25 protein-coding genes and 4 tRNA genes are annotated in these 26,131 nt (G+C 41.6%); 28 read left to right on the top strand and 1 reads right to left on the bottom strand.

Going from position 1 to position 26,131, the window contains the following annotated elements; translation table 11 throughout:
- Window positions 1–16 precede the first annotated feature (16 nt).
- From rsmG to J7I96_RS18155, 5 genes are all read left to right on the top strand, one after another.
- Window positions 17–733, top strand: a complete 717-nt coding sequence (gene rsmG, locus J7I96_RS18175; RefSeq protein ID WP_214772586.1) for a 16S rRNA (guanine(527)-N(7))-methyltransferase RsmG — start codon at window positions 17–19, stop codon at window positions 731–733.
- A gap of 380 nt (window positions 734–1,113) precedes the next feature.
- Window positions 1,114–1,974: a nucleoid occlusion protein gene (noc, locus tag J7I96_RS18170; protein ID WP_034316169.1), complete on the top strand. Its 861-nt coding sequence runs from the start codon at window positions 1,114–1,116 to the stop codon at window positions 1,972–1,974.
- A gap of 258 nt (window positions 1,975–2,232) precedes the next feature.
- Window positions 2,233–2,994 carry a ParA family protein gene (locus tag J7I96_RS18165; protein WP_034316249.1) on the top strand — a complete coding sequence of 254 codons (762 nt, stop codon included), beginning with the start codon at window positions 2,233–2,235 and terminating at the stop codon, window positions 2,992–2,994.
- Window positions 2,987–3,847 carry a ParB/RepB/Spo0J family partition protein gene (locus tag J7I96_RS18160; RefSeq protein WP_214772584.1) on the top strand — a complete coding sequence of 287 codons (861 nt, stop codon included), beginning with the start codon at window positions 2,987–2,989 and terminating at the stop codon, window positions 3,845–3,847. The genes J7I96_RS18165 and J7I96_RS18160 overlap by 8 nt, the downstream gene beginning before the upstream one ends.
- Window positions 3,848–3,899: 52 nt before the next feature.
- A complete protein-coding gene (locus tag J7I96_RS18155; protein WP_214772582.1) occupies window positions 3,900–4,601 on the top strand; it encodes a DUF554 domain-containing protein in 702 nt (233 codons plus the stop codon).
- 49 nt (window positions 4,602–4,650) lie between these two features.
- Here the strand turns inward: J7I96_RS18155 and yyaC are convergent, their stop codons facing one another.
- Window positions 4,651–5,286, bottom strand: a complete 636-nt coding sequence (gene yyaC, locus J7I96_RS18150; RefSeq protein ID WP_214772580.1) for a spore protease YyaC — start codon at window positions 5,284–5,286, stop codon at window positions 4,651–4,653.
- Between the two features lie 371 nt (window positions 5,287–5,657).
- On the opposite strand from yyaC, the gene J7I96_RS18145 reads away from it, so the two are divergent.
- The 23 genes from J7I96_RS18145 (at window position 5,658) to J7I96_RS18035 (ending at window position 26,068) form a co-directional block, all read left to right on the top strand.
- On the top strand, window positions 5,658–6,494 hold the full coding sequence (locus tag J7I96_RS18145; RefSeq protein ID WP_214772578.1) for a mechanosensitive ion channel family protein: 837 nt from the start codon (window positions 5,658–5,660) through the stop codon (window positions 6,492–6,494).
- A gap of 21 nt (window positions 6,495–6,515) precedes the next feature.
- The gene (locus J7I96_RS18140) at window positions 6,516–6,713 is read left to right on the top strand and encodes a DUF951 domain-containing protein (protein WP_034316158.1); all 198 of its coding nucleotides are present in this window, start codon (window positions 6,516–6,518) and stop codon (window positions 6,711–6,713) included.
- Window positions 6,714–6,884: 171 nt separating this feature from the next.
- The gene (ychF, locus tag J7I96_RS18135; RefSeq protein WP_034316156.1) at window positions 6,885–7,985 is read left to right on the top strand and encodes a redox-regulated ATPase YchF; all 1,101 of its coding nucleotides are present in this window, start codon (window positions 6,885–6,887) and stop codon (window positions 7,983–7,985) included.
- Between the two features lie 193 nt (window positions 7,986–8,178).
- Window positions 8,179–8,463 carry a 30S ribosomal protein S6 gene (gene rpsF, locus J7I96_RS18130; RefSeq protein ID WP_034316153.1) on the top strand — a complete coding sequence of 95 codons (285 nt, stop codon included), beginning with the start codon at window positions 8,179–8,181 and terminating at the stop codon, window positions 8,461–8,463.
- A 69-nt stretch (window positions 8,464–8,532) separates the two neighbouring features.
- Entirely contained in the window at window positions 8,533–9,057 is a 525-nt protein-coding gene (gene ssb / locus J7I96_RS18125; RefSeq protein ID WP_057278276.1) for a single-stranded DNA-binding protein, read from the top strand.
- A gap of 48 nt (window positions 9,058–9,105) precedes the next feature.
- A complete protein-coding gene (gene rpsR / locus J7I96_RS18120) occupies window positions 9,106–9,345 on the top strand; it encodes a 30S ribosomal protein S18 (RefSeq protein ID WP_053348323.1) in 240 nt (79 codons plus the stop codon).
- A 226-nt stretch (window positions 9,346–9,571) separates the two neighbouring features.
- Complete coding sequence (locus tag J7I96_RS18115; RefSeq protein ID WP_214772576.1) at window positions 9,572–10,519, top strand: YybS family protein; 948 nt, start codon at window positions 9,572–9,574, stop codon at window positions 10,517–10,519.
- Between the two features lie 41 nt (window positions 10,520–10,560).
- Window positions 10,561–12,531, top strand: coding sequence for a DHH family phosphoesterase (locus tag J7I96_RS18110; RefSeq protein WP_214772574.1), 1,971 nt, complete (start codon window positions 10,561–10,563; stop codon window positions 12,529–12,531).
- Window positions 12,528–12,977 carry a 50S ribosomal protein L9 gene (rplI, locus tag J7I96_RS18105; protein WP_034316140.1) on the top strand — a complete coding sequence of 150 codons (450 nt, stop codon included), beginning with the start codon at window positions 12,528–12,530 and terminating at the stop codon, window positions 12,975–12,977. The genes J7I96_RS18110 and rplI overlap by 4 nt, the downstream gene beginning before the upstream one ends.
- A 140-nt stretch (window positions 12,978–13,117) precedes the next feature.
- Window positions 13,118–14,482, top strand: coding sequence for a replicative DNA helicase (gene dnaB / locus J7I96_RS18100; RefSeq protein ID WP_034316139.1), 1,365 nt, complete (start codon window positions 13,118–13,120; stop codon window positions 14,480–14,482).
- Between the two features lie 281 nt (window positions 14,483–14,763).
- Window positions 14,764–16,056, top strand: a complete 1,293-nt coding sequence (locus J7I96_RS18095) for an adenylosuccinate synthase (RefSeq protein ID WP_034316136.1) — start codon at window positions 14,764–14,766, stop codon at window positions 16,054–16,056.
- Window positions 16,057–16,332: 276 nt separating this feature from the next.
- Window positions 16,333–16,408 (top strand) — tRNA-Lys (locus J7I96_RS18090).
- A gap of 8 nt (window positions 16,409–16,416) precedes the next feature.
- A tRNA-Glu gene (locus J7I96_RS18085) sits at window positions 16,417–16,488 on the top strand.
- Window positions 16,489–16,511: 23 nt separating this feature from the next.
- Window positions 16,512–16,587 (top strand) — tRNA-Asp (locus J7I96_RS18080).
- A 30-nt stretch (window positions 16,588–16,617) separates the two neighbouring features.
- Window positions 16,618–16,690: transfer RNA gene (locus J7I96_RS18075), tRNA-Phe, on the top strand.
- 407 nt (window positions 16,691–17,097) lie between these two features.
- A complete protein-coding gene (locus tag J7I96_RS18070; protein WP_214772573.1) occupies window positions 17,098–18,504 on the top strand; it encodes a peptidoglycan DD-metalloendopeptidase family protein in 1,407 nt (468 codons plus the stop codon).
- Window positions 18,505–18,785: 281 nt separating this feature from the next.
- Window positions 18,786–19,493, top strand: a complete 708-nt coding sequence (gene yycF / locus J7I96_RS18065) for a response regulator YycF (protein ID WP_034316131.1) — start codon at window positions 18,786–18,788, stop codon at window positions 19,491–19,493.
- A 5-nt stretch (window positions 19,494–19,498) separates the two neighbouring features.
- Window positions 19,499–21,328 carry a cell wall metabolism sensor histidine kinase WalK gene (walK, locus tag J7I96_RS18060; protein ID WP_214772571.1) on the top strand — a complete coding sequence of 610 codons (1,830 nt, stop codon included), beginning with the start codon at window positions 19,499–19,501 and terminating at the stop codon, window positions 21,326–21,328.
- Window positions 21,325–22,653 carry a YycH family regulatory protein gene (locus J7I96_RS18055; protein WP_214772569.1) on the top strand — a complete coding sequence of 443 codons (1,329 nt, stop codon included), beginning with the start codon at window positions 21,325–21,327 and terminating at the stop codon, window positions 22,651–22,653. Before walK ends, J7I96_RS18055 begins: the two co-directional genes overlap by 4 nt.
- Complete coding sequence (locus tag J7I96_RS18050) at window positions 22,640–23,437, top strand: two-component system regulatory protein YycI (RefSeq protein WP_214772568.1); 798 nt, start codon at window positions 22,640–22,642, stop codon at window positions 23,435–23,437. Before J7I96_RS18055 ends, J7I96_RS18050 begins: the two co-directional genes overlap by 14 nt.
- 6 nt (window positions 23,438–23,443) lie before the next feature.
- Window positions 23,444–24,238: an MBL fold metallo-hydrolase gene (locus J7I96_RS18045; RefSeq protein ID WP_214772567.1), complete on the top strand. Its 795-nt coding sequence runs from the start codon at window positions 23,444–23,446 to the stop codon at window positions 24,236–24,238.
- A 271-nt stretch (window positions 24,239–24,509) separates the two neighbouring features.
- Window positions 24,510–25,730: a S1C family serine protease gene (locus J7I96_RS18040; protein WP_214772566.1), complete on the top strand. Its 1,221-nt coding sequence runs from the start codon at window positions 24,510–24,512 to the stop codon at window positions 25,728–25,730.
- A gap of 176 nt (window positions 25,731–25,906) precedes the next feature.
- Window positions 25,907–26,068, top strand: coding sequence for a CxxH/CxxC protein (locus tag J7I96_RS18035; RefSeq protein WP_065310847.1), 162 nt, complete (start codon window positions 25,907–25,909; stop codon window positions 26,066–26,068).
- Window positions 26,069–26,131 lie beyond the last annotated feature (63 nt).

Below are 26,131 nucleotides of genomic sequence, written 5' to 3'. Positions count from 1 at the left end.
AAAGGATTGAAAAAACATGAATATTGAACAGTTCCAACAAGCACTGCTGGAGAAAGGGATCGAGCTTTCTCCTCAACAGCTTGATCAGTTTGACACGTATTATCGATTATTGGTGGAATGGAACGAAAAGATGAACTTAACAGCCATCACAGATAAAGAAGAAGTTTATCTAAAGCATTTTTATGATTCAATCAGTGCAGCCTTCTATTTTGACTTTAACGAATCCTATCGAATTTGCGATGTTGGGGCTGGAGCTGGATTTCCGAGTATTCCATTGAAGATTTGTTTCCCTGATATCCACGTCTCGATTGTGGATTCCTTGAATAAGCGAATTTCTTTTTTGAATCACCTTGCGGATTCATTGCAATTAAAAGGAGTTTCTTTTTATCATGACCGTGCGGAAACCTTCGCCCAAAATCCGGAGCATCGCGAATCCTATGATATTGTGATGGCGAGGGCGGTAGCCAGGATGTCGGTTTTAAGTGAACTATGTTTGCCGCTTGTTAAACTGGATGGGACGTTCATTGCCATGAAGGCGGCTAGTGCACAAGATGAAATGGATACAGGGAAGAAGGCCATTTTTACATTAGGCGGAGAAATCGAAGAAATTCATCCTTTCACATTGCCAGAGGAAAATAGTGAAAGAAACATCATTACTGTAAAAAAAGTGAAGAAGACTCCTAAAAAATACCCAAGAAAACCAGGGACACCGAATAAGCAGCCTATTGAATAACCTCTGTACGATGAGTATGTTTTCATAGTAAGAGCAGAGGATTCAGGTATATATGGCTGGTGCTTGCCCTTATTTTCTTTTACTATAAATGTATGACCTTATTATTTTCACTTAATACTGCATTTGCCAACAAGAAGGCATTTTCGGTACAGGTTAAGACGTGTGCCCTTAGCTTGCTGATTCAGGGAAATAATTTTGGGAAAGCCGGCCGCTATTTATAAAAAATGGCCGTCGACCCTCATTATTGCCTAGATGGCGCCAGTCGACATGTTTTTTACAGTGAAGGGCCATATGTATAACCATGTCGGGAAATGTATGCAGGACTTGTCCTTTAAATAGAGAATATGTTATTTGGGAGTTTTAAAAGGTGGTGTAGGAAGATGAAGCATCCTTTTTCGCGGTTCTTTGGGTTTGGCGAAAAAGAAGAAGAGCAACTAGAGATGGAGACACCTAGCAATAATAATGAAGAAATAAGAAAAATTTCCATTTCTGACATTGTGCCTAATCGATTTCAACCAAGGACCGTTTTTAATGACGATAAAATTGCCGAATTGGCTCAAACGATCCATACACATGGGATCATTCAACCAATTGTAGTAAGGGCTTATGGTCAGGGAAAATATGAAATCATTGCAGGTGAGCGTCGTTTCCGGGCCATGCAAAAGCTTGGCTGGGAATTGGCACCTGCTATAATCAAAGATTTCACCGATACAGAAACGGCTTCCGTTGCGCTGATAGAAAACCTTCAGCGTGAAGAACTGACACCGATTGAAGAAGCTTTGGCTTACGGAAAACTATTGGAGCTGCATAGTTTAACCCAAGAAGCCCTGGCACAAAGACTGGGAATTGGTCAATCTACCGTGGCGAATAAGCTTCGGCTGCTTAAGCTGCCGCAGGAGGTTCAGGATGCACTTCTTCAAAAGCAAATTACGGAACGCCATGCCCGCTCGTTGATACCGTTAAAGAGTCCTGAAAAGCAGTTGAAACTGCTTTTGGAAATCATCGAAAAAGGGTTAAACGTCAAGCAGACCGAAGAGCAGGTCGTCAAGCTCTTAACGGGTACTGTACAGAAGCCTAAACCTAAGCGAAAAGCGTTTAGTAAAGACATGAGGATTGCCGTGAATACCATCCGCCAATCACTCAGTATGGTTACAGACAATGGAATAAATCTGGATGCAGAGGAAGAAGAATTCGAGGAGTATTATCAGTTCACGATTAAAATACCCAAGAAAAAAACTTGATTCCCCATCCTTAGCCCGCTTGGTAGTCTCCGATTACCAGGCTTTTTTTATGTTCTCTCCAAAACTGGCATTTTCCACTTTAAAACATTCAACTTTTCCTGGGTTTTTAATGCTTTTAGAAGTATTTCAAATTTTAAGGTGAATTTCAGAAAACGATTTCTTCCAGTAACATTCATGATAAAATAGAAGAAATAATTGGATTCACGGTAAAAATCAGTAGATATAGCGTCATGAAGATAGTTGAAAGCGGGTGAATTCGTGGGTAAGATTCTCGCCATTGCCAATCAAAAGGGCGGTGTTGGAAAAACGACAACTTCTGTCAGTTTAAGTGCTTGTCTTGCATACATTGGACAGAAAGTCTTAATGGTCGATATTGACCCGCAGGGAAATGCGACAAGCGGTGCAGGTATTGACAAAGCAGATGTGGAACAATGTATTTATGATGTGCTGGTTGATGATGTTGAGGCCAGTACCGTTATCATGGAAACAAAGGTAGAAAACCTATATGCTATACCTGCGACAATTCAACTTGCAGGTGCAGAAATTGAACTTGTTCCAACCATCTCAAGGGAAGTCCGATTAAAAAGGGCGTTAGAAGAGGTGCAAAGCCAGTATGATTACATTGTGATTGACTGCCCTCCATCATTGGGTTTGCTCACGCTTAATGCCTTAACGGCTGCCGATGCTGTTTTGATCCCGGTACAATGTGAATATTATGCATTGGAGGGTTTGAGTCAACTATTGAATACGGTCCGCCTCGTCCAAAAGCACTTGAACCATGATTTGAAAATCGAGGGTGTGCTATTGACGATGTTGGATGCAAGAACAAATTTAGGTCTCCAGGTCATAGAAGAAGTCAAAAAATACTTTCAGGATAAAGTCTACCAAACCATCATTCCCCGCAATGTCCGTTTGAGTGAAGCACCGAGCCATGGAGAACCGATAATTATATATGATCCAAAGTCACGAGGGGCGGAGGTCTATCTAGAATTGGCAAAGGAAGTGGTATCAAATGGCTAAAGGGCTTGGCAAAGGACTTAACGCACTTTTCAATAGTGGGGAGATCAGTAAAGATGAAATCGTGCGCGAAATCAAATTAAGGGAATTAAGGCCAAATCCTTATCAGCCCCGAAAGAGCTTTCGGCTAGAAGCTATAGAGGAATTAAAACAATCCATCATGGAGCATGGGATACTACAGCCGATTATTGCCCGGAAAAGTATTAAGGGATATGAAATCGTGGCTGGGGAAAGGCGTTATCGTGCTGCCAAGGAAGCTGGTTTAGAGACAGTTCCAGTCGTTGTGAGGGAATTGAGTGAACAGCAGATGATGGAACTGGCCATTTTGGAAAACCTGCAACGGGAAGATTTGAATCCGATCGAGGAGGCTGCCGCTTATCAAACGCTTCTTGAAAAATTGGAATTCACCCAGGAGCAGCTGGCCAACCGGCTGGGAAAAAGCCGACCCCATATTGCGAACCATGTTAGATTACTATCTTTGCCTGAAGGAATTAGGAGATATATCTCCGACGGGGAAATTTCCATGGGACATGGCCGGGCATTGCTAGGTTTAAAGAAAAAAGAAATGCTCAAGCCGGTAGCTGATAAAATCCTCAAGGAAGGTATGAATGTCAGACAGCTGGAGCAGTATATACATCAATTGAATGATACCGTTTCACGTGAAACCAAACCTAAGAAACAAGAGAAAAAAGATATCTTCATAAAGCAAAGGGAGACAAGTCTGCGTGAAAGACTAGGTACGAGCGTAACGATAAAACAAAGCAAGAAAAAAGGAAAAATAGAAATAGAGTTCTTTTCAAAAGAAGATTTAGAGAGAATTTTGAACTTGATCGATCAAGAGAATCTTTCCTCTTAGATCCCCTTATGAAAAGATCAAGAAGGCATATGCAGAAAATTAGGTGGATGAGATGGTATTAATAGGGGCTTTGGTGAACGGTGCCTGCATTTTAATCGGCTCGATTCTAGGAAGGTTTTTACAACATATACCTGAGAAGATCAAAGAAACGGTCATGAGCGGTATCGGTTTAGCCGTGATGGTTTTAGGTTTGCAGATGGGGTTTAAAAGCGATAATTTCCTTGTTGTCATTTTAAGCATTGTCGGCGGGGCGGTCCTCGGTGAATGGATGAATCTTGAGGGCAGGCTTAATTCTTTAGGGAATTGGATTGAACGCAGGATGAAGGCGAAGGAAGGAACCTCGATATCTCAGGGGTTTGTAACGGCTACCCTCATATTTGGAATTGGGGCGATGGCCATTATAGGTGCCCTGGATAGCGGTATCCGGAATGACCATGACGTTTTGATAACAAAGGCGATAATCGATGGATTCACAGCACTTGTCCTCGCCAGCACGTTAGGCATAGGGGTACTTTTTTCAGCATTTCCGATCATTCTTTATGAGGGATTCCTGGCGGTTTTTTCAAGGCAGATCAATACGATGATCCCATCTGCATTAATGGATTCCTTCATATTGGAAATGACGGCAACTGGTGGAGTCATGATTTTGGCGATTGGTTTGAATATTATCGGTGTCACCAAAATCAGGGTGGCGAATCTGCTTCCGGGCATAATGATCACTGCCATTCTGGTTACTTTCATGTATTATGTATAAAAAAGAAGGAAGGGGCTGGCCCCTTCCTTCTTTTTTATGAAAAAACCGATCAAAGGGTTTTTTCTTGCTTGAATGACCATGTGAAAGGAGTGATGGCAGGTTTTATTGGATAATGATTTTGTGCTTCATAAATCCCCTCGGCAATGGTTTTGGCCATTTTTAGTACAAGATTAAGACGCGTGTTCTGCAAGACCATGAATTCCATGAATCCACTTACATTCACGATGCCTGTAATATGGGCATTTCCGACGGAAGGAAGGTCTTTATTGACCCCGGCACCTGGCTTAACTGGTCCCTGGCCGATCTGAACGATACCGACGCTTTTCATTTTCCCCAAGCAAGCATCGATTCCGACTATAAAGGCATTGGCATGTAGCTTTTTAATTTCATTTAATTTTTCCTGTAAATTCATCGCATGTATAGGGTCATCCAGAGTACCATACACATGGAATGAAGAAGAACCGTTTTCAGCCTTTTCACTAAGCAGAGTGCCGACAAGTGGTCCGAGTGAATCGCCTGTGGAACGGTCTGTGCCTATGCAGACGATGACGATTGGTTGAAGCTTTCCTGTTGGGAGGAGGTTGATTAATTCCTGGGAAATTTGTTTGGATGCATCCGTATCTTCATGCAGGATGCGACTCAATCTATTTTTATTATTATTAAATAGACTAGAATTCAGATTCATCGGCTCAACTCCTTTACTTTATTTGGTATTACAGTATATGGATAAAAAGGGGAAAATATACGGTATTTAACATGATGGATGAGGGAATTTTTTGTAGAACATGCAAACTGGTGAAGGGGATATGAAACGACGCTATCTTCTACCAATTGCTTTCATCTATACTTTCTAGTAAATGATCACTTGAATATTTGGGTAAAAACTTCTAATTCTATTAACTATATACCCATAATTTTTTTGTACAGAAACCATTATTTATTGATAAAATGGAGAAAATCTCTCTATTACATGGTTACCTCCATGCATGGAGGGTAGAGGAATACGTTCGAAGATATAATAGTTTTGCTGTAATTTGCATTAGGCAGGAGGAAAATATGGATCGCATTTATGATAACGTTACAAAAGAGATATTGGATGAAAAGATATGGCTGCTGATGGGCGAGGGTATTATTAAAATCTTCCTTGTTCTGCTGTTATCGCGTATTATTATTAGAATAGGAAAGACTATTCTGAATAAATTTTTCAAAGCACGTTTAAGGAGTCCCATTCGGGTATCGGAGCGCAGGGAAGCGACACTCATTAAATTGCTCGAAAATATCATTACCTATGTCATCAATTTCATTGCCTTGATAATGATTCTGGAGATTTTTGGAATTGAAGTAAGGCCATTACTCGCTGGTGCCGGTGTTCTCGGTTTGGCAGTTGGTTTTGGTGCTCAAAGTTTGGTCAAGGATATAATTACCGGATTTTTCGTTATTTTTGAAGATCATTTCTCGGTTGGGGATTATATTAAAATCAATACTTTTGAAGGGGAAGTCATTGAGATAGGGCTTCGTACGACGAAAATTAAAAGCGGTGCAGGTGAATTGCACTTCATACCTAACGGCAGCATCATCCAGGTCACGAATTATTCCATTTTAAATAGTATGGCTGTTGTTGATGTGACCATACCTAACGATGGATCGGTCGAGCGTGCTGAGAAGGTGTTGATTGATCTTTTAAACAGTATGGAAGGCAAATACGATGCATTGATCAAAGCACCTGAATTTTTAGGAATTGAAAAAATCAGTCCTGAAGAAATCGTCTTTCGGATCAAAGCGGAAACAAAGCCGATGCATCACATTGAAATCAGTAGGATATTAAGAATTGAAATAAGTGCTGCGCTTGATTCAAGTGGGATTAAATCTACGTACAATGGCAGCGAGTCATAGGAATTAGGAGGGCTCATGGTTATGGAAGAAAAGGAATTTGCACTTAAGGATATTGTGGAAATGAAGAAACCACATCCGTGTGGAGTGAATAAGTGGAGAATTATACGGCTCGGTATGGATATCCGGATAAAATGTGAAGGGTGCGGCCATAGCGTGATGCTGCCTCGACGTGAATTCGCGAAGAAAATGAAAAAAGTTCTGCAAAAGCATGAGGAGTGATCATGCTTTTTTTTGGGGAATGAAAGTGGTCCGGCGTTTCTCATGATTTACTTGTCTTTTTAGGAAGCGAAATCTATAATTGGGAAAGGTTTAGGTAATTGGAGGGTCTTTATAGAAGAAGATCAGTTCTTTTCCCATATGTACGAATCATCTTGAAGGAGTGAAATATAAATGGCTTTAACAGCTGGTATAGTCGGTTTGCCTAACGTAGGTAAATCCACTTTATTTAATGCAATAACTCAGGCAGGTGCGGAATCTGCCAACTACCCTTTTTGTACGATCGACCCGAATGTAGGGATTGTGGAAGTGCCAGATCACCGTCTGCAAAAATTGACTGAATTGGTAAAACCGAAAAAGACGGTTCCGACAGCATTTGAATTCACGGATATCGCCGGGATTGTAAAAGGAGCAAGTAAAGGAGAAGGATTGGGTAATAAATTCCTTTCCCATATCCGTCAAGTGGATGCAATTTGTCAAGTCGTCCGTTGCTTTGCGGATGATAACATTACCCATGTTTCCGGAAAAGTGAATCCAATTGATGATATCGAGGTCATCAATCTTGAATTGATCCTTGCCGATTTGGAATCTGTTGTCAAACGCATCGACCGTGTCGGAAAAATGGCCAAGCAAAAAGATAAAGCCGCTGTGGCAGAACATGAAATCCTTGTGGCTTTAAAAGAAGCATTGGAAGATGAAAAGCCTGCACGTTCCGTCGAGTTTACCGAAGAACAGCAAAAAATCGTGAAGGGCATGCATTTACTTACAGCTAAGCCGACGCTTTATGTGGCGAACGTGAGCGAAGATGAAGTGGCGAATGCTGACGATAATGAATATGTACAGCAAGTTCGTGAATATGCCGCTAAGGAAAATGCCGAAGTAATCGTGATTTGTGCCAAAATCGAGGAAGAAATTGCTGAGCTTGAAGGTGAAGAAAAGGAAATGTTCCTATCTGAACTTGGCATCGAGGAGTCAGGTCTAGATCAGTTGATCCGTGCTTCTTATAATCTGCTTGGATTGGCAACATACTTTACAGCTGGTGTACAGGAAGTGCGGGCTTGGACATTCCGCAAAGGAATGAAAGCCCCTCAATGTGCCGGCGTCATACACACGGACTTCGAACGCGGTTTCATCCGTGCCGAAACGGTTTCCTATACCGATTTACTTGAAGCGGGGAGTCATGGGGCCGCAAAAGAAGCGGGTAAGGTTCGTTTGGAAGGAAAAGAATACATCGTTAACGATGGCGATGTTATCCATTTCCGTTTTAACGTATAAGAATCAAAGACCCTACCATTCCATATGTAGGGTCTTTTTTTAGACTTAAATCATTAGATTACAATTAATTGTAATAAGTCGAACCGTTCGTTGCAAAGCCTATTTAACTATGCTATAATTTTATCTTGTGAGTAATTATAAATAATTGCTCCTTGCCCAATTGGGCCGCTTAGACCAAAAGGAGGTGACAGTGATGAGAAAATACGAAATTATGTATATCATCCGTCCAAACATTGAGGAAGAAGCTAAAAAAGCTTTAGTTGAACGTTTCAACACAATCCTTTCTGATAATGGTGCGGAAGTAGAAGCAAAAGAATGGGGTAAACGCCGTCTTGCATATGAAATCAATGATTTCCGCGATGGTTACTACATGCTTCTTAAAGTTAACGCTGAAAGTGCTGCGATTCAAGAATTCGATCGTCTAGCTAAAATCAGTGAAGACATTATTCGCCACATGGCTACTAGAGAAGAAGTATAATTCGATATTTAATATAAATTCTAATCTTGTTTCACATGAAACAAGCTTGAAACCTAGGGGTTGATTCTGATGATGAATCGCGTAGTTTTGGTAGGACGCTTAACTAAAGATCCTGAATTACGATATACACCTAATGGAGTTCCCGTAGCTACCTTTACTTTAGCTGTGAACCGTAGTTTTACGAATCAGCAAGGTGAACGTGAAGCGGATTTCATTAACTGTGTAGTTTGGCGTAAACCGGCAGAAAATGTAGCTAACTTCTTGAAAAAGGGCAGTTTAGCTGGCGTGGATGGACGTGTCCAAACACGTAATTATGAAGGACAAGACGGCAAACGCGTATATGTGACGGAGATTCTGGCTGAGAGTGTTCAATTCCTTGAACCACGAAGCAGTTCAGCGGGTGAAAGAAATGAAGGCGGTTCTTACGGTGGAGGTCAAAGAAGTTATGGTAATAACGGAAATGACAACAATTCGTATGGACAAAATCCTAATCAGAATCAACGGAGCAATAACAACTACACTCGTGTAGATGATGATCCATTTGCAAATGACGGTAAGACAATCGACATTTCAGATGACGATCTTCCGTTTTAAACAGCCGTTTAAAATGAAAAATCAAAAATGCAGGGAGGGAAATTTATTATGGCAATGGGTGGACGTAAAGGACGCGGTAAGCGTAAAAAGGTTTGTTATTTCACATCTAACGGAATCACTAAAATTGATTACAAAGATACAGATCTTCTTAAAAAATTCGTCTCAGAACGCGGTAAAATTTTACCACGTCGTGTAACTGGCACAAGCGCTAAATATCAACGTAAATTAACGATTGCTATTAAACGCTCACGTACTATGGCATTACTACCATATGTATCTGGTGAATAATAAATTGGCACATTGAGGAGCAATCCTTAATGTGCCTTTTTTAATAAGTTGTCACTTATGCCTGAAAACCGCTGAATGGTTTTTTTTTTATTTCAGAAGGGGTGTTTTCCTCAGAAAAAATAATCATATCCCAAAAAAGACTGTGATGTTTGAAATATCTTGGCCGTAACGGATACAATATAAAGATGGAGATAAGACATCAATCATAACAGGGGGTGAAATAAAGATGAATAGCGGGAGACGAATTGCCGAGGGCGGAGCACTTCTGGCACTATATTGCATTTTATTGTTCATCACCATTCAAATCCCACTATTGGGTATATTCACTACTTTCTTTTTACCCATTCCATTCATTCTGGTCACAATCAAACAAAAGTTATCGTGGAGCCTTGGTTACTTAATTGTAGCCTCGTTATTGTCGATCCTAATCGGGACGGTATTGTCCGTTCCGCTGACATTGCTCATGGGGGCAACGGGAATTGCGATCGGCTTTTTTTTGAAAAAGGACAAACCGATGGCACCTATGTTCATAAGCGCAGTACTTGTCTTCCTGGGTGGCATTTTATTAATATATGCAGCTTCAGTGTTGATAACGGATGTTAATTACATAGAGGAATCGATGAACATGGTCGAGGAGTCCCTTGAATATACAATCGGCATCATGGATTCTGTTGGACAGGCACCGACGGAACAAGTCAAAAAGCGGATGTATGAATCGATCGACATGATCAACACGCTGATGCCAAGTTTGTTCGTCTTGATGTCCGTCATCATGGTTTTATTAATTTTCTTTGCAGCGCATCCCATTGTGAAGAGGTTCAGTGATAAGGCGTTAAAATGGCCTCATTTTCGAGATCTGCGACTCCCGAAAAGTCTTTTATGGTATTATTTAATTACGATGCTTCTTGCTCTTTTTGTGAATACGGACAAGAACAGTTTTGTATATATGGCCATAACGAACCTATTTTTCATACTGCAGTTCTTCATATTATTACAAGGATATTCCCTGATATTCTATATCGCCCATGTTAAGTCATGGGTTAAGGCGATACCTGTTTTAATTGTGGTTTTTTCTTTGCTTCTGCCGATTCCGATTATAACGACGGCCGTCCGATTTTTAGGTATAATAGATTTAGGCTTTCCTTTTAGGGAGACAATCAAGAAAAAGGAATAGAAGACTTTTTTGTAAAACAGATGCTTTTAGGAGCTGAAACTATGCCATCTTATTTGAAAGAATACTCGATTAAGTCCCCATTGTATGGGGTGCTGGCCGCAGTCGTTTTACTTTTGGGCGTACTGGCTTATTATAATTGGGTTATTGCACTTGTTGGACTATTGATTCTTGCTGGTTTATTTTATTTAACATTAAGAATGGTAGAAAAAAAGCAACGGAAGACAGAAGAGTATATAACGACTTTATCCTACCGTTTAAAGAAGGTGGGCGAGGAAGCGTTATTGGAAATGCCGATTGGGATCATGCTCTTTAATGAGGATTATTACATTGAATGGACCAATCCATTCCTGGCTTCTTGTTTTAGTGAAGACTCCTTGGCAGGAAGATCGCTATACGATGTTGCGGACTCGATAGTACCGTTAATCAAGCAAGAGATCGAGACAGAGACACTTACGCTCCACGATCGGAAATTCAAGGTGGTCCATAAGCGCGAAGAAAGGCTTCTTTACTTTTTTGATGTGACGGAGCAAGTGGAAATTGAGAAATTATATGAAGATGAGAGAACGGCAATTGCGATCATTCTTCTTGATAATTATGATGATTTGACACAGGGTATGGATGATCAGCGTAAAAGCAGCATTAATAGCTTGGTTACCTCACTTCTCGATAAGTGGGCAAGGGATAATGGCGTTTTCTTTAAACGGGTTTCCTCGGAACGATTCATCGCTGTCTTTAATGAGCATATCCTTCAGCAGCTTGAAAAGGGGAAATTCTCGATTTTGGATGAAATCAGGGAAACGACGGCCAAGCAAAATGTACCACTGACCTTGAGCATCGGGGTCGGCTCGGCCGTGTCATCCTTGCCGGAACTAGGTACGCTTGCCCAGTCCAGCTTGGATCTCGCTTTAGGGCGGGGCGGTGACCAGGTAGCCATAAAGCAAGCGAATGGAAAAGTGAAATTCTATGGCGGCAAAACCAATCCGATGGAAAAACGCACGAGGGTCCGTGCCCGTGTGATATCCCATGCATTGAAGGATATAGTCCTTGATAGCGATAAAGTCATTGTCATGGGGCATAAAAACCCGGATATGGACGCAATCGGTTCAGCGATCGGCATCTTGAAAGTTGCCCAAATGAATGAACGTGAAGGTTATATTGTCATAAACACCCAGCAGCTCGACAGCAGTGTCATTCGTTTAATGGAAGAGATCAAAAATAAAGAAGAGCTGTATGCCCGTTTCATAACACCTGATGATGCATTAGAAATGATTACGGATGAGACCTTGCTGGTTGTGGTCGATACCCATAAACCTTCCATGGTGATTGAAGAGCGGTTATTGAATAGAATCGATAAGGTTGTGGTCATCGACCATCATCGGCGGGGTGAGGAGTTCATCAAGAACTCATTGCTCGTCTATATGGAGCCATATGCATCTTCAACGGCAGAGCTTGTGACCGAACTGCTTGAATATCAGCCGAAACGCTCAAAAATTGATATGCTGGAGTCGACGGCGCTTCTTGCAGGTATCATCGTCGATACGAAAAGCTTCACCTTAAGAACAGGATCACGCACTTTCGATGCAGCCTCATATCTAAGGGCACATGGAGCTGATACGGTACTGGTCCAGAAATTCTTAAAAGAAGACGTGGACACCTATATCAAACGATCGAAGCTCATTGAAGAAGTCATCTTTTACAAAAAGGGAATTGCCATTGCCGCGGCAAAAACCGATCAGGTTCATAATCAGGTGCTCATTGCTCAGGCTGCGGACACCCTATTGACCATGGATGGCGTTGTAGCTTCCTTTGTAATGGCTAAGCGGTCTGATGATACGGTGGGTATTAGTGCGCGTTCTCTTGGTGATATCAATGTACAGGTGATCATGGAAATGTTGAATGGAGGCGGACATCTAACGAATGCCGCCACTCAACAGGTATGCTCCATTGATGAAGCCGAAAGTCGATTGAAAGCAGCTATTGATGAATATTTAGAAGGGGGACATAAAGAATGAAAGTGATATTTCTTAAAGACGTTAAAGGTAAAGGAAAAAAAGGGGAAGTTAAAAATGTTGCGGATGGTTATGCACATAATTTCCTGCTTAAACAAGGATTGGCCGTTGAAGCAAATAATTCAAACGTGAAAACCTTGGAAGCACAGAAAAATAAAGAAGAATCACTTGCAGCAGAAGAGCTGCAGCAGGCTGAAGAATTGAAAGTTCAACTGGAGAAATTAACGGTTGAACTATCTGCCAAAGCCGGTGAGGGCGGGCGTTTATTCGGTTCCATCACGACTAAACAAATTGCATCTGAGCTTCAGAAAAAACACGGTATCAAGGTTGATAAACGTAAAATGGAGCTTGCTGAAGGCATCCGCACTTTAGGGCATACAAAGCTTCCAGTGAAGCTTCATCCTGAAGTCACTGCGACACTGACTGTGCATGTGAAAGAAATTAACTAATTTTAGCTGTTTCATATCTGTGAAAAATTGATAAAATAGAGATAGACGAAAAATGTGATTGGGCACGTTGTCCTTTCACTTTTTTCTTTTTTACTAGAAACATATAAAAGGTATCCTCTTAGAATGGGAGGTTTTAAGATATGATAGAACAATTTCAGGATAGGATTCCACCTCAAAATATAGAAGCCGAACAGGCTGTGCTAGGAGCCATTTTTCTAGAGCCCTCTTCATTGACCGTAACATCGGAAGTTTTGATTCCGGAGGATTTTTATAGAAGCTCTCACCAAAAGATCTTTAATGTGATGCTTAAATTGAATGACGAAGGAAAAGCTGTCGATTTGATTACGGTGACAGAGGAATTGGCTGCGACAAAAAACCTTGAAGAAGTTGGCGGGGTTTCTTATTTAAGTGAATTGGCCGGATCGGTGCCTACCGCGGCCAATATTGAATATTATGCCCGCATCGTCGAGGAGAAGTCATTGCTGCGCCGTTTGATAAGGACTGCGACGAACATCGCTCAGGAAGGCTACAGTCGCGAGGACGAGGTCGAGGAGCTGCTCGGTGAAGCAGAAAAAACGATCATGGAAGTGGCCCAGCGTAAGAATTCCGGGTCTTTTCAAAATATTAAGGATGTATTGGTTGCGACTTACGATAACATAGAAATTTTGACTACCCGTAAAGGGGATGTCACGGGAATACCGACAGGGTTTGCTGAACTGGATCGAATGACAGCGGGGTTCCAACGTAATGACCTCATCATAGTTGGTGCCCGCCCTTCGGTTGGTAAAACCGCTTTTGCATTGAACATCGCTCAAAACGTTGCCACCAAAACGGAGGAGAATGTAGCGATTTTCAGTCTTGAAATGGGTGCAGAGCAGCTCGTTATGCGTATGCTCTGTGCTGAAGGGAATATCAACGCCCAGAATTTACGGACAGGTTCCTTAACTGATGAGGATTGGCGTAAACTGACGATGGCGATGGGAAGCTTGTCGAATGCCGGCATTTATATCGATGATACGCCAGGTGTCAGGATTGGTGAAATCCGTTCAAAATGCCGTCGTTTGAAGCAAGAACATGGCCTTGGCATGATATTGATCGATTACCTGCAGTTAATTCAAGGCGATGGCCGTTCAGGCGACAACCGTCAGCAAGAGGTATCCGAGATTTCACGTTCACTTAAAGCGCTGGCTCGTGAACTTAAAGTGCCCGTCATCGCCCTTTCCCAGCTATCGCGTGGAGTGGAGCAGCGTCAGGATAAGCGCCCGATGATGTCTGATATCCGGGAATCCGGGAGTATCGAGCAAGATGCTGATATCGTCGCATTCTTATACCGTGATGATTATTATGATAAAGAATCCGAGAATAAAAATATCATTGAAATCATTATAGCGAAACAGCGTAATGGTCCCGTGGGCACGGTTTCGCTTGCATTCGTAAAAGAATATAATAAATTCGTTAATCTCGAACGCCGCTTCGATGATGATTCGATGTCTCCCGGCGCATAGGGGACTGCCTGCCATTCATGCAATGGCGGGCTTTCTCTGTTTCGGGAAAAAGAAAGGTACTAATGATAATAGAAAAAGAAATCAGAGGGTACAATAATCTTTGACAATCCTAAAAAAACCGGAAAGAAATTTCTCATATTTACGAACAAAGAATTTTTTAAAAAGTGTATTGTTCGGATTTTGTATTGACTTCCAGTTTGGATTATTGATAAAATAGGTTTGTTTGATAAGAACCGGTTAATGATCGGTATTACGTGAACCTTTGGAGGTGCTTTATTCAGATGTCATCAGTTGTAGTAGTCGGTACACAATGGGGAGACGAAGGTAAAGGTAAAATAACAGATTTTCTATCCCAGAATGCGGAAGCCATCGCTCGTTATCAAGGTGGGAATAATGCAGGGCATACAATTAAATTTAACGGCGTTACCTATAAACTGCATTTAATTCCGTCAGGGATTTTTTATAGTGATAAGATTTGTGTCATTGGAAACGGTATGGTAGTTGATCCAAAAGCTCTTGTAGAGGAGCTTGCTTATTTACATAGCCATGGGGTGAGTACGGATAATCTTCGTATCTCGAACCGTGCACATGTCATTCTTCCTTACCATATCAAATTGGATGAAGTCGAAGAAGACCGTAAAGGCGCCAACAAAATTGGAACGACTAAAAAGGGAATCGGCCCTGCATATATGGACAAAGCTGCTCGTAATGGAATCCGCATGGCAGACCTTTTGGACCGTGAAATTTTCGAGGAAAAATTGTCTCAAAATCTTGTCGAAAAAAACCGTATGTTCGAACGCTTCTATGAAACGGAAGGTTTCAAAATCGAAGATATCTTGGAAGAATACTATGAGTACGGACAACAAGTGCAGAAATATGTTTGTGATACATCCGTTGTATTGAATGACGCACTTGATGAAGGAAAACGGGTATTATTCGAAGGGGCACAAGGTGTCATGCTTGATATCGATCAAGGAACATACCCATTCGTCACTTCTTCCAACCCGGTTGCAGGTGGAGTGACAATCGGTTCGGGTGTAGGTCCTACGAAGATCAATCATGTGGTTGGAGTATGTAAAGCATACACAAGCCGTGTGGGCGATGGTCCTTTCCCTACAGAATTACATGATGAAGTCGGTAACCAAATCCGGGAAATTGGCCGTGAATATGGTACAACTACAGGCAGACCGCGCCGTGTAGGCTGGTTTGACGCTGTTGTCGTTCGCCATGCTCGCCGTGTCAGCGGGATTACCGATTTATCATTGAACTCGATTGACGTATTATCAGGTCTTGATACGGTCAAAATTTGTGTGGCCTATGAGTACAAAGGCGAAATCATTCATGAGGTACCAGCGACTTTGAAAGCGATTGGCGAATGTAAACCAGTCTATGAAGAGCTGCCAGGCTGGTCAGAAGATATCACAGGCTGCAAATCATTGGATGAGCTTCCAGAGAACGCTCGCCACTATGTAGAGCGCGTATCTCAATTGGTAGGCATTCCTTTGACCACTTTCTCTGTCGGTCCTGACCGTAACCAAACAAATGTCGTGAGAAGCCCTTGGCGTCTAGCGTAATTCATGAAAAAGGAGCTGGCTTTTTTTGCCGGCTCTTCTTTCATTTTTATGACCGATGCATTATATGTCACGTTCGGGAGGTCCGGGATACCGAATGAATGTGGATAAAACTGTAGGGAAAATAAAAAAGATAGAAAAAAATAATTTTATTTCAAAAAACTATTGCCTAAACTATAAGAACCATGATATTATCAAAAGCGTCGTCACAATAGAACAAGCCATTAACAAGCTGCAGATGGTAAGTTAACATCCAGCAAAGAAACATTTCATTAGAACGAGCCATTAGCTCAGTTGGTAGAGCATCTGACTTTTAATCAGAGGGTCGAAGGTTCGAATCCTTCATGGCTCACCATTTTTTCCGGCCCATTGGTCAAGCGGTTAAGACACCGCCCTTTCACGGCGGTAACACGGGTTCGAATCCCGTATGGGTCACTTCTTTATATAGATGCTTTACTGGTCCCGTGGTGTAGCGGTTAACATGCCTGCCTGTCACGCAGGAGATCGCGGGTTCGATTCCCGTCGGGACCGCCATTTTATTTTTTATTCTAAAATAGAATATTTGGCTCAGTAGCTCAGTCGGTAGAGCAAAGGACTGAAAATCCTTGTGTCGGCGGTTCGATTCCGTCCTGAGCCATCCTTGTATAAACGCCTTTCCTTTAGGGCGTTTTTTTGTTATGCGTCCAGAGGATTATGAATGAAATCCTGTTAATAGATTGTTATCGATTTGTAACATACCATTTTCGGCCAATTCGGAATATAACTCGCTTTTACCCTTGCTGGGCTTAGGCCCACTCCTTTTTCCGCAGTTTATTGAACTGTCCCCATTACCATATCTATTGGTACAAGTTGTCACCATTTATACAGTTCTATTACATTATGAAGTCTATTTCTTGTTTTTTTTCTTAATATGGTAGAGTTATGAGTGATAAAAATCATTAGAAATCAGTCATAAGCATCTGGTTATTTAAATTGGACTAATAAATCTCAAATAAATTTGATTAGTTTCTTAATTGGTGACTGAGCCGTTAAGGAGGACAATATATGTTTAGCTCAAAAGGCAAGGGGGTCATCCTGTTGATGGTTTCCGTCATTTTGGTGCTTGCGGGCAATCGGGTAACTGCTGCTGGTATATCGGAAACTACAACCATACAGCATGTTTATCTTAACGATGAGTTCGTCGGCAGTGTGACGGATGGAACGGAAATCGAAAAAATCGTAGCCGATAAGGTAGAAGAAGCACAGGAAGAATATCCTGACTATACATTCGATAAGGATACACAGCTGAAGTTCGTACCTGAAGAGGTATTCGATGAAGATGTTAAAGAGGATCAGGCTGTTAAGGTAATTCAAGATCAGTTGAATGTGAAGGCCGAGGCGTATGAAATCGACATAGATAATCAGGCAGTCGCTTATGTTGCTTCAAAGGAAGATGCAGAGGACGTTCTGGAGAAAATCACTTTATTATATGTAAATGAAGAGGAATACGCTGAATACGAATCAGGTAAAAAAGATGCCGATTCGTTAAAAGAGCCAGGAAGCAGAATTCTGGACATCGAATTTTCACTTCCCGTTACGTTTAAAGAGAAAATGGTATATCCAGACGAAATCAAGAGTGTCGATAAAACCCTTTCCATGATAGAAGAAGGAAAGGAAGAGACGACAATCTATGAGGCTAAGGAAGATGAAGATCTTGAAGCCATTGCCACTAACCATGATATGGACCTGGATCAACTGCTGGAGCTGAATCCGGGACAGGATGAGGACAAAGGTGTTAAAGAGGGCGAGCGTCTCTATGTGACCCAGCGTACCCCCTATGTGAACGTAATGGTAGAAAGAGAAGTATTAAAGGAAGAGAGGATTCCTTTTGAAAAGAAAGTGGAGGAGGATGACGAACTTCCAAAGGGCGAACTCATTACTGAACAAATGGGGAATGAGGGGATTCTTGCGTTCACCTATAATGTATCTGAAACAAATGGAAAGAAAATCAGTGAAACAATCGTAAAAAAAGAAGTCACGGAAAAAGCTAAAACGGAAATCACCAGAAAAGGCACCAAGGTCATACCTTCACAGGGCAGCGGTACATATTCATGGCCTGCAGATGGGGGCTATATTTCCAGTAAACAGGGCCAGCGCTGGGGGAAACTTCATAAAGGTATCGATATTGCACGGCCAGCCACCAGGACCATAACGGCAGCAGATCATGGGATAATCGAAATTGCCGGGAACTCCGGAGGATATGGAAATAAGATAACGATCAATCATAATAATGGGTATAAGACAGTGTATGCCCATTTGGATTCAATAGATGTTAAAGCGGGACAAAAGATTGAAAAAGGCATGAAAATTGGCATGATGGGTTCAACAGGTCACTCGACCGGTGTCCACCTCCATTTTGAGATATATAAAAACGGGTCTCTCGTCAATCCGCTAAACTATATAAGTCAGTAATCGATGGAAGTCTTCGAAAATTATTCGAAGACTTCTTCTGCTTCATTAATAGATGAGAATAATAGGAAAAAGGTGATTTAATGCCTATAAAATGATAAAGTAGAATAGAGACAATTTGCTTTCATTCCGGTGTTCAGCGCCTTTTATTGGGTATATATATGTAACTTTGCTGAAACTAGGTTGCGAAGTTTTGTGCAAGCAGAAGGAAAAGTGAATAAGGTCCCGGATAAGGACACGGTTTTTAATAGATTCAGTTCAGTTATTAAAAAGGAGATAAGTTCATGGATAAAAAGATTCTGGTAGTGGATGACGAAAAGCCAATTGCTGATATATTACAATTCAATCTAAAAAAGGAGGGCTACGAAGTTTTTTGTGCTTATGATGGCAATGAAGCCCTCAAAATGGTGGAAGAACGGCAACCTGATTTGATTTTACTTGATATCATGCTGCCGCAGCGCGATGGGATGGAAGTATGCAGGGAAGTAAGGAAGAAGTATGAAACTCCGATCATCATGTTAACGGCAAAAGATTCGGAGATAGATAAGGTGTTAGGATTGGAGCTTGGTGCAGACGACTATGTGACAAAGCCATTTAGTACCCGGGAAATAATTGCCCGCGTTAAGGCCAACCTTAGACGTCAGCAGGCTGTTCCGGTTCCCGATCAAGAAAATGAACCGAAGGAAATTACGATAGGCACGCTCACGATCCATCCGGATGCCTATGTGGTATCCAAGCGGGGGGATACGATTGAATTGACGCATCGCGAATTTGAGTTGCTTCATTACTTAGCGAAGCACATCGGTCAGGTCATGACAAGGGAGCACTTATTACAAACCGTGTGGGGCTATGATTATTTTGGTGATGTGCGGACGGTCGATGTAACGGTCAGACGTCTTCGTGAGAAGATTGAAGACAATCCAAGCCATCCTGGCTGGATTGTAACTAGAAGAGGGGTCGGTTATTACCTGCGTAACCCTGAACAGGAGTAGTTTCTATGAAAAAGGTTGGTTTTTTTCGCTCAATTCATTTTAAATTTGTTCTGATTTATGTATTGCTCATTTTTGTGGCGATGCAAATAATCGGGGTATATTTTGTTGGGGAATTGGAAGAAAATCTTGTCGGGAACTTTACGAAATCAATAAAAGGTCACGTTAACCTGCTGACCTACAGTATTGGTGAAGAAATGGAAAAAGAGCGGGGAGAGGAAGATCCGACCCTCGAAGAAGCGATAGATGCGATATTGAAAGACCGGGATAATTCATCGAATGATATTTCGGAAGTACGTGTCATCGACACCCGCAGCAGACGTGTGATCGGAACTTCAGCCCAAGGTAACCAGGATATTGTAGGGAAGAAGACGACAGAGGTCCTTATCAAGAATACCCTCATTTATGGAAAAGAAGATCATGATATATTTCGCGATAAAACAGGCAGGCGGCTCTGGGTCCTTTCGACACCCATTGAAGCAAATGAGGAGGTCATTGGCGCCGTCTTTGTAATAGCCGAGATGGAGAATGTCTTTGAGCAGATGGATGAAATCAATAGCATTTTCATGACGGGTACGGCCATCGCCTTGGTCATTACGGCCATATTGGGGATCCTGCTCGCACGAACGATCACTAGACCCATGTCTGATATGAGAAAACAGGCCCTGGTGATGGCAAAAGGGAATTTCTCCAGAAAAGTCAGGGTATATGGCGATGATGAAATTGGCCAGCTTGCCGTCACTTTCAATAATTTGACCAAAAAACTCCAAGAGTCGCAATCAAGCACAGAAGGAGAGCGGCGAAAGCTATCATCTGTGCTTGCCAATATGACGGATGGCGTAATTTCAACGGACAGGCGCGGTCGGGTGAACTTGATTAATGAACCGGCGGCACAATTATTGAATGTCTCGAGTGAAACCGTCATGAACCAACCGATCATTGAGGTTCTGGGTCTTGAAGAAGAATATAAATTTGAGGATTTACTGGAAGAGCGAGAGTCCATTATCCTTGATTACAGCAAAAAAAATAGGCCTTTCATTTTGAGGGGGAATTTTTCGGTCATTCAAAAGGAAACGGGATTCGTTAATGGTTTGATCACTGTTTTGCATGATATAACAGAGCAGGAAAAAATCGAAAGTGAACGCAGGGAATTCGTTGCCAATGTATCACATGAACTGCGAACTCCGCTAACGACGATGAGAAGTTACCTGGAGGCATTGGCTGAGGGTGCATGGAAGGACGAGGAAATCGCTCCATCGTTTTTAAGTGTGACCCAAAATGAAACGGAGCGAATGATCAGGCTTGTTAATGATCTGTTACAGCTTTCGAAAATGGACAGTAAAGATTACAGGCTTAAAACCGGCTGGGTGAATTTCAATAAATTCTATGACCACATCATCGATCGATTTGAAATGTCGAAAAATGATGACATCACGTTTAAGCGTGATTTGCCGAAGGAAGCTTATTTTGTGGATATTGATGAAGATAAAATCACCCAGGTTCTCTATAATGTAATCTCCAACTCATTAAAGTACTCACCTGAAGGGGGACAAGTGACTTTCCGCGTCAGGGCATCCGATGGCTTTATCATTGTGAGCATTACAGATCAAGGAGTGGGTATCCCGAAAAACGTCATTGATAAAATTTTCGACCGCTTCTACCGTGTGGATAAAGCAAGGGCCCGTAACTTAGGCGGGACAGGGCTTGGTTTAGCGATTGCAAAAGAGATGGTCGTGGCGCATGGCGGGAAAATATGGGCGGAAAGTGTGGATGGAAAAGGAACTACCGTGTTCTTTACACTTCCTTACGAACAGGAAGAAGAGGATGATTGGTCATGAATTTTGAACGTGCAAAAAGTATAATACTGATTATTTTGGTTGGGACAAGCATTTTTTTGACATGGAGCATTTGGACGTACGAGCCTGAATATGATCCATTTGAACAATCGTCGGAACTTATAAAGATTAAAAGCGATGTCCAGATTGTCAGTGATGTCATTAAACCAGTCAGTATCCTTTTCCATGGCAATGGGCAGCATTTCCAGACTTCCAATCCGGCAGAAATCAATGAAATGGAAAAAGAACTTTCACAATGGCGTTTCAGGGGCCTAAAAGAGGTATCCGTAAAAAGGCTGCAAAGGAAATTTGACGATTTTGTCCATGAAGATGGGTCGATTGAAATCGAATTCTCCGATGATATCCCCATCTCTCTTTATAAAACGGTATTGAATATAACGGATAAGGAAGTGCCTGAATTTTCGTTTGATCGAATCATCATTAAACAAAAGGATATCGGCGGTAATGAATCTGCCGTTTATTTTGTTTCCTACGATAAAGAGAAGATTTATCAAGGTATGGTCGACTCTAAAAAGCTAAGGAATTTCATGGATTCATTTTATAGGGGTTCCTATGATAAGCACCCTGAATACATGGCCGAGACGATAAACAGCAAAAGGACGCTGTTCGTCCCGGAAAACCCAGTGAAAATCAACAAACTTGAATATTATATTGACTATTTGGATATTGGAAACTTGAAAAATGCGTTATTTAATTATCCGAAGTTCGTACGCCAGGAATCGGTTTCGGCCGGTGAGGAATATACGGATGGAACAAGACTTATGACGGTCAATAAAGAGAATTACTTAATTTCTTATATCAATCCGGCACAAAAGGACAAGTTATTTAACAGTTCCAGTGACCTTCTGCAAAAAAGCATCGATTTCATCAATGATCATGCTGGTTGGGAAGATAACAATTACCGCTTTGCCTATATGTCCGAGAATGAACAACGGGTGGTATTCCGCTTATTCGTGAATGGTTATCCGGCCTTCAATGATTACGGAATGACGGAAATCGAGCAAATTTGGGGGAAAGAAGAAATTTATAGCTATGACCGCCCATACTTTTCACTTGACTCAGTCCTTCCGTCAGAAGGAGCGGAAGTGACCTTAGCAAGCGGAAAAGAAGTATTGAAACAGCTGAAATCGAAAGACAATATCGATTTCAAAAGCGTGGAGGACATCTCGATTGGCTATAGATTGAATAAATCCCTCGATTCCAAACTTGTAACTCTAGTTACACTCGATCCCACTTGGTATTATCGTGTAGGCGATAAATGGTTTATTGTGCCTTTTGAAGGAGGCGGTCAAAGTGGATTGGAATAATACAAAGTCGATATTCATCATGGTTTTCTTCGTTTTGAATATTTTTCTTCTTTATCAATTCCTGGAAAAGATTAATGACTCCCAATTAGAAAGTTTTACGGAGCCTCTTACTGATGAACTTTTAAAAGAAGATGAGATTTCCATAGAAACCCCTCTTCCGAAACAAAAGTTGAAGGATCAATTCCTGATTGCCCAAAGCAAGACTTTCGAGAAGAAAGATATACAGTACCTGAAAAATCAAAAAGCAAAAATCATCGATGATAAGAAGCTTGTGGGCACATTTAAGATACCGGTTGGCATGAAAGCGGAAATTAATGCTGCAGACCTTGATATATTCCTGAAGGAGTATATATTAAATGGAAGTGAGTATCATTTTTGGAGCTTTGATGAAATCAGCCAGACCATCACCTGCTATCAAGTGGCAGATAAAAAGATGTTTTATAATAATAGTAAGGGAAAGGTCACTTTATATCTGAACAAGAAGGGTGAAATCGTTTCCTATGAACAAATGTATTTAAAGGTGATCGAAAAATTCAACAAACCTAAAGAATTGGTATCGGCTTTATCTGCTATTGGAGCATTGTATGACAATGGTGATATTGATCCCAAAAGTAAAGTCACGAATGTAAAATTGGGTTTTTACAATTCGCTGCAGACGACATCTGTGTCACATTTACTTGTGCCAACATGGTGGGTGGTCATTGATGACGAAACCGATCTCTTCGTGAATGCTTTTGATGGAGAGGTCATTGAATTGAATACAGAAGAAAAAATACTGGAGTGAGTATAGATGACAATGCATTTTAGTGTTCTCGCAAGCGGGAGTACAGGAAATGCCTTTTTCGTGGAAACGGAGGATCAATCATTCCTCGTCGATGCCGGCTTAAGCGGTAAAGCCCTGGAAGCATTGTTTCAGGATATAGGCCGTGATATGTCGAAGCTATCCGGTATCCTTGTTACCCATGAACACAGCGACCATATTAAAGGTCTTGGCGTGGTTGCCAGAAAACATAAACTCCCGATATATGCGAATGCAAAAACATGGAATGCCATGGAGCGATCGATCGGTGAAATTGCAACCGAACAAAAATTCACATTTGAAATGGAACAGGTCAAAACGTTCGGCAGCCTTGATATAGAATCTTTCGGCGTTTCACATGATGCGGCAGAACCGATGTTTTACGTCTTTCATCATGAAGATAAGAAACTTGTGGTCATTACCGATACAGGGTACGTAAGCGATCGGATGAAAGGAATCATCTCAAACGCCGATGCCTATGTATTCGAAAGTAACCATGATGTGTCCATGCTGAGGATGGGAAAATATCCATGGAGCATCAAGCGCCGGATTTTAAGTGATGTCGGACATGTTTGTAATGAAGACGCTGCCCTTGCAATGGGCGAAGTGGCCGGTGATAAGACCAAGCGGATTTACTTGGCCCACTTAAGCCTTGATAACAATATGAAGGATCTAGCAAGAATGTCGGTGGAACAGACGTTAAAGACAAAGGGGATCATCGTGGGTGAACAATTTTCCTTATATGATACTGACCCGAAAAGACCAACGGAACTTGTTACATTATAAATGAAAGGAATGGATGGAGGGATACCTTGTCCATTCCTTTTTTATTTTTAAAAATTTCGATTCGTAAGTTACGAATCGGATTAAAAGGGGTATCGTTTGGTTAGAACTGTATAGGTAAAAGAAAATGGCTGATACTAGTCAATTTAATGTAGCGCCTTAAATTAAGCATGCATTTTTTTAGAAAAATTTCGGTAATTGAGTATAATTGAGGGAGGATACCAAACAATAGAATTGCTATAATACATTCCTAAAATGAGAGGATGGGGCGGTCTTGGGTTATTATGATCAGAATGATGAGAACCAAAATAAACGGAAAAAAAGCAATACGAGCTATTTTCTAACAGGCTTGGGGGGCGCCATCATCGGGGCGTTACTTATTTTATTAGCCTTTTCGGGAAGCGGACTGTTAAATAACGATGAAAACGAAATGACAACGGAAAAATCAACGGAGAGAAAGGCCACGGAGCAGTCCCAGCAAAACCTTACTCTTGATGTAACAAGTGCCGTCACCAATGCTGTTGATAAAGCCAGCGACGCAGTGGTCGGCATCACTAACATTCAGGAAACGAACTTCTGGGGTCAAGGGAGCAACGCCGAGGAAAGTTCGGCAGAAGCCGGCACAGGATCTGGAGTCGTCTATAAGAAAGATGGCGGCAAGGCCTATATCGTCACGAATAATCACGTCATTGAAGGAGCTAATGAACTTGAAGTGACATTAAGTGATGGCACTAAATTGCCAGCTGAACTACAAGGCAGTGACCCATGGACAGATTTAGCCGTCATTGTCGTTAAGGGTGAAAAAATCAAAACCATTGCTGAATTCGGAAACTCCAGCAAATTGAAACCTGGTGAGCCCGTCATTGCCATCGGTAATCCATTAGGCCTTCAATTCTCCGGGTCGATCACACAAGGGATCATCTCCGGGTTGGAGCGCACGATAGAGGTGGATATCAATGAGGACGGACAAGTGGATTGGAATGCGGAGGTCATCCAGACCGATGCGGCGATTAATCCAGGTAACAGCGGAGGGGCACTCGTTAATATGTCAGGGCAGGTCATCGGAATAAATTCGATGAAGATTGCAGAAAATGCAGTGGAAGGAATCGGTCTTTCCATTCCGATCGATTCTGTTATCCCGATTATTAATGATATAGAGGAATTTGGTGAAGTGAAACGTCCCTTCTTGGGTGTTAACCTGGCATCTGTAGAAGAAATTTCCCAATATCATCAACAAAATACATTAAAGCTGCCAAGGAAAGTTACTTCTGGCGTTGCAATAACAGGCGTTCAAAGCAACTCTCCGGCATCCAAAGCAGGATTGAAGGAATTTGACGTCGTAGTGGGAATGGATAATGAAAAAATCCATGATGTGGTGGAATTAAGAAAATACCTTTACAATGATAAACAAGTCGGTGATAAAGTTAAAATCACTTATTACCGTGACGGAAAGAAAGAAACAACGGAAGTCACGCTTTCAAGCAGCGAAATTTAAATTACAAAAGGACAGGGGGCAGAAAATGCCTCCTGTCCTTTCTATTTCCTTGCGCTTTTCTTATTTTTTGTTACGATTACCTGTGGATATATACTGAAATTAAAAATCTCAAGTGACTTGTGGATAATTGGGAATGGAAGTACTGGGAATAATGATTGGGAAAGGAGATATGAAAGATGAAATTATATTGCTGTCAGGAACACGTGGACATGGCGCTGGATGAAGTCGTATACGAATGTGAAACCTACCCTGTTTTAACGCTTGTTCCCGAAGAGAATCAGTTATCAACAACCTGTGAATATTGTCGAAACGTGGCAATATATCTAGTAGGGAACTAATATTCCCATACAAGATGTGGATAGATTTTGTGGATATGTGGATAACTTTTGTGGATAACATGT

This window comes from Bacillus sp. ISL-78, from assembly GCF_018613455.1.
In the GTDB taxonomy this organism is placed as follows: Bacteria; Bacillota; Bacilli; order Bacillales; family DSM-1321; genus Peribacillus; species Peribacillus frigoritolerans.
Note: the sequence above shows the minus strand (reverse complement) of the source record. Positions and strands in the feature narration are given on the sequence as shown.

Coding starts and splice junctions, on each gene's coding strand:
- rsmG (WP_214772586.1), top strand. CDS start 17: ATGAATATTGAACAGTTCCAACAAGCACTGCTGGAGAAAGGGATCGAG.
- noc (WP_034316169.1), top strand. CDS start 1,114: ATGAAGCATCCTTTTTCGCGGTTCTTTGGGTTTGGCGAAAAAGAAGAA.
- J7I96_RS18160 (WP_214772584.1), top strand. CDS start 2,987: ATGGCTAAAGGGCTTGGCAAAGGACTTAACGCACTTTTCAATAGTGGG.
- J7I96_RS18155 (WP_214772582.1), top strand. CDS start 3,900: ATGGTATTAATAGGGGCTTTGGTGAACGGTGCCTGCATTTTAATCGGC.
- yyaC (WP_214772580.1), bottom strand. CDS start 5,286: ATGAATCTGAATTCTAGTCTATTTAATAATAATAAAAATAGATTGAGT.
- J7I96_RS18145 (WP_214772578.1), top strand. CDS start 5,658: ATGGATCGCATTTATGATAACGTTACAAAAGAGATATTGGATGAAAAG.
- J7I96_RS18140 (WP_034316158.1), top strand. CDS start 6,516: ATGGAAGAAAAGGAATTTGCACTTAAGGATATTGTGGAAATGAAGAAA.
- ychF (WP_034316156.1), top strand. CDS start 6,885: ATGGCTTTAACAGCTGGTATAGTCGGTTTGCCTAACGTAGGTAAATCC.
- rpsF (WP_034316153.1), top strand. CDS start 8,179: ATGAGAAAATACGAAATTATGTATATCATCCGTCCAAACATTGAGGAA.
- ssb (WP_057278276.1), top strand. CDS start 8,533: ATGATGAATCGCGTAGTTTTGGTAGGACGCTTAACTAAAGATCCTGAA.
- rpsR (WP_053348323.1), top strand. CDS start 9,106: ATGGCAATGGGTGGACGTAAAGGACGCGGTAAGCGTAAAAAGGTTTGT.
- J7I96_RS18115 (WP_214772576.1), top strand. CDS start 9,572: ATGAATAGCGGGAGACGAATTGCCGAGGGCGGAGCACTTCTGGCACTA.
- J7I96_RS18110 (WP_214772574.1), top strand. CDS start 10,561: ATGCCATCTTATTTGAAAGAATACTCGATTAAGTCCCCATTGTATGGG.
- rplI (WP_034316140.1), top strand. CDS start 12,528: ATGAAAGTGATATTTCTTAAAGACGTTAAAGGTAAAGGAAAAAAAGGG.
- dnaB (WP_034316139.1), top strand. CDS start 13,118: ATGATAGAACAATTTCAGGATAGGATTCCACCTCAAAATATAGAAGCC.
- J7I96_RS18095 (WP_034316136.1), top strand. CDS start 14,764: ATGTCATCAGTTGTAGTAGTCGGTACACAATGGGGAGACGAAGGTAAA.
- J7I96_RS18070 (WP_214772573.1), top strand. CDS start 17,098: ATGTTTAGCTCAAAAGGCAAGGGGGTCATCCTGTTGATGGTTTCCGTC.
- yycF (WP_034316131.1), top strand. CDS start 18,786: ATGGATAAAAAGATTCTGGTAGTGGATGACGAAAAGCCAATTGCTGAT.
- walK (WP_214772571.1), top strand. CDS start 19,499: ATGAAAAAGGTTGGTTTTTTTCGCTCAATTCATTTTAAATTTGTTCTG.
- J7I96_RS18055 (WP_214772569.1), top strand. CDS start 21,325: ATGAATTTTGAACGTGCAAAAAGTATAATACTGATTATTTTGGTTGGG.
- J7I96_RS18045 (WP_214772567.1), top strand. CDS start 23,444: ATGACAATGCATTTTAGTGTTCTCGCAAGCGGGAGTACAGGAAATGCC.
- J7I96_RS18035 (WP_065310847.1), top strand. CDS start 25,907: ATGAAATTATATTGCTGTCAGGAACACGTGGACATGGCGCTGGATGAA.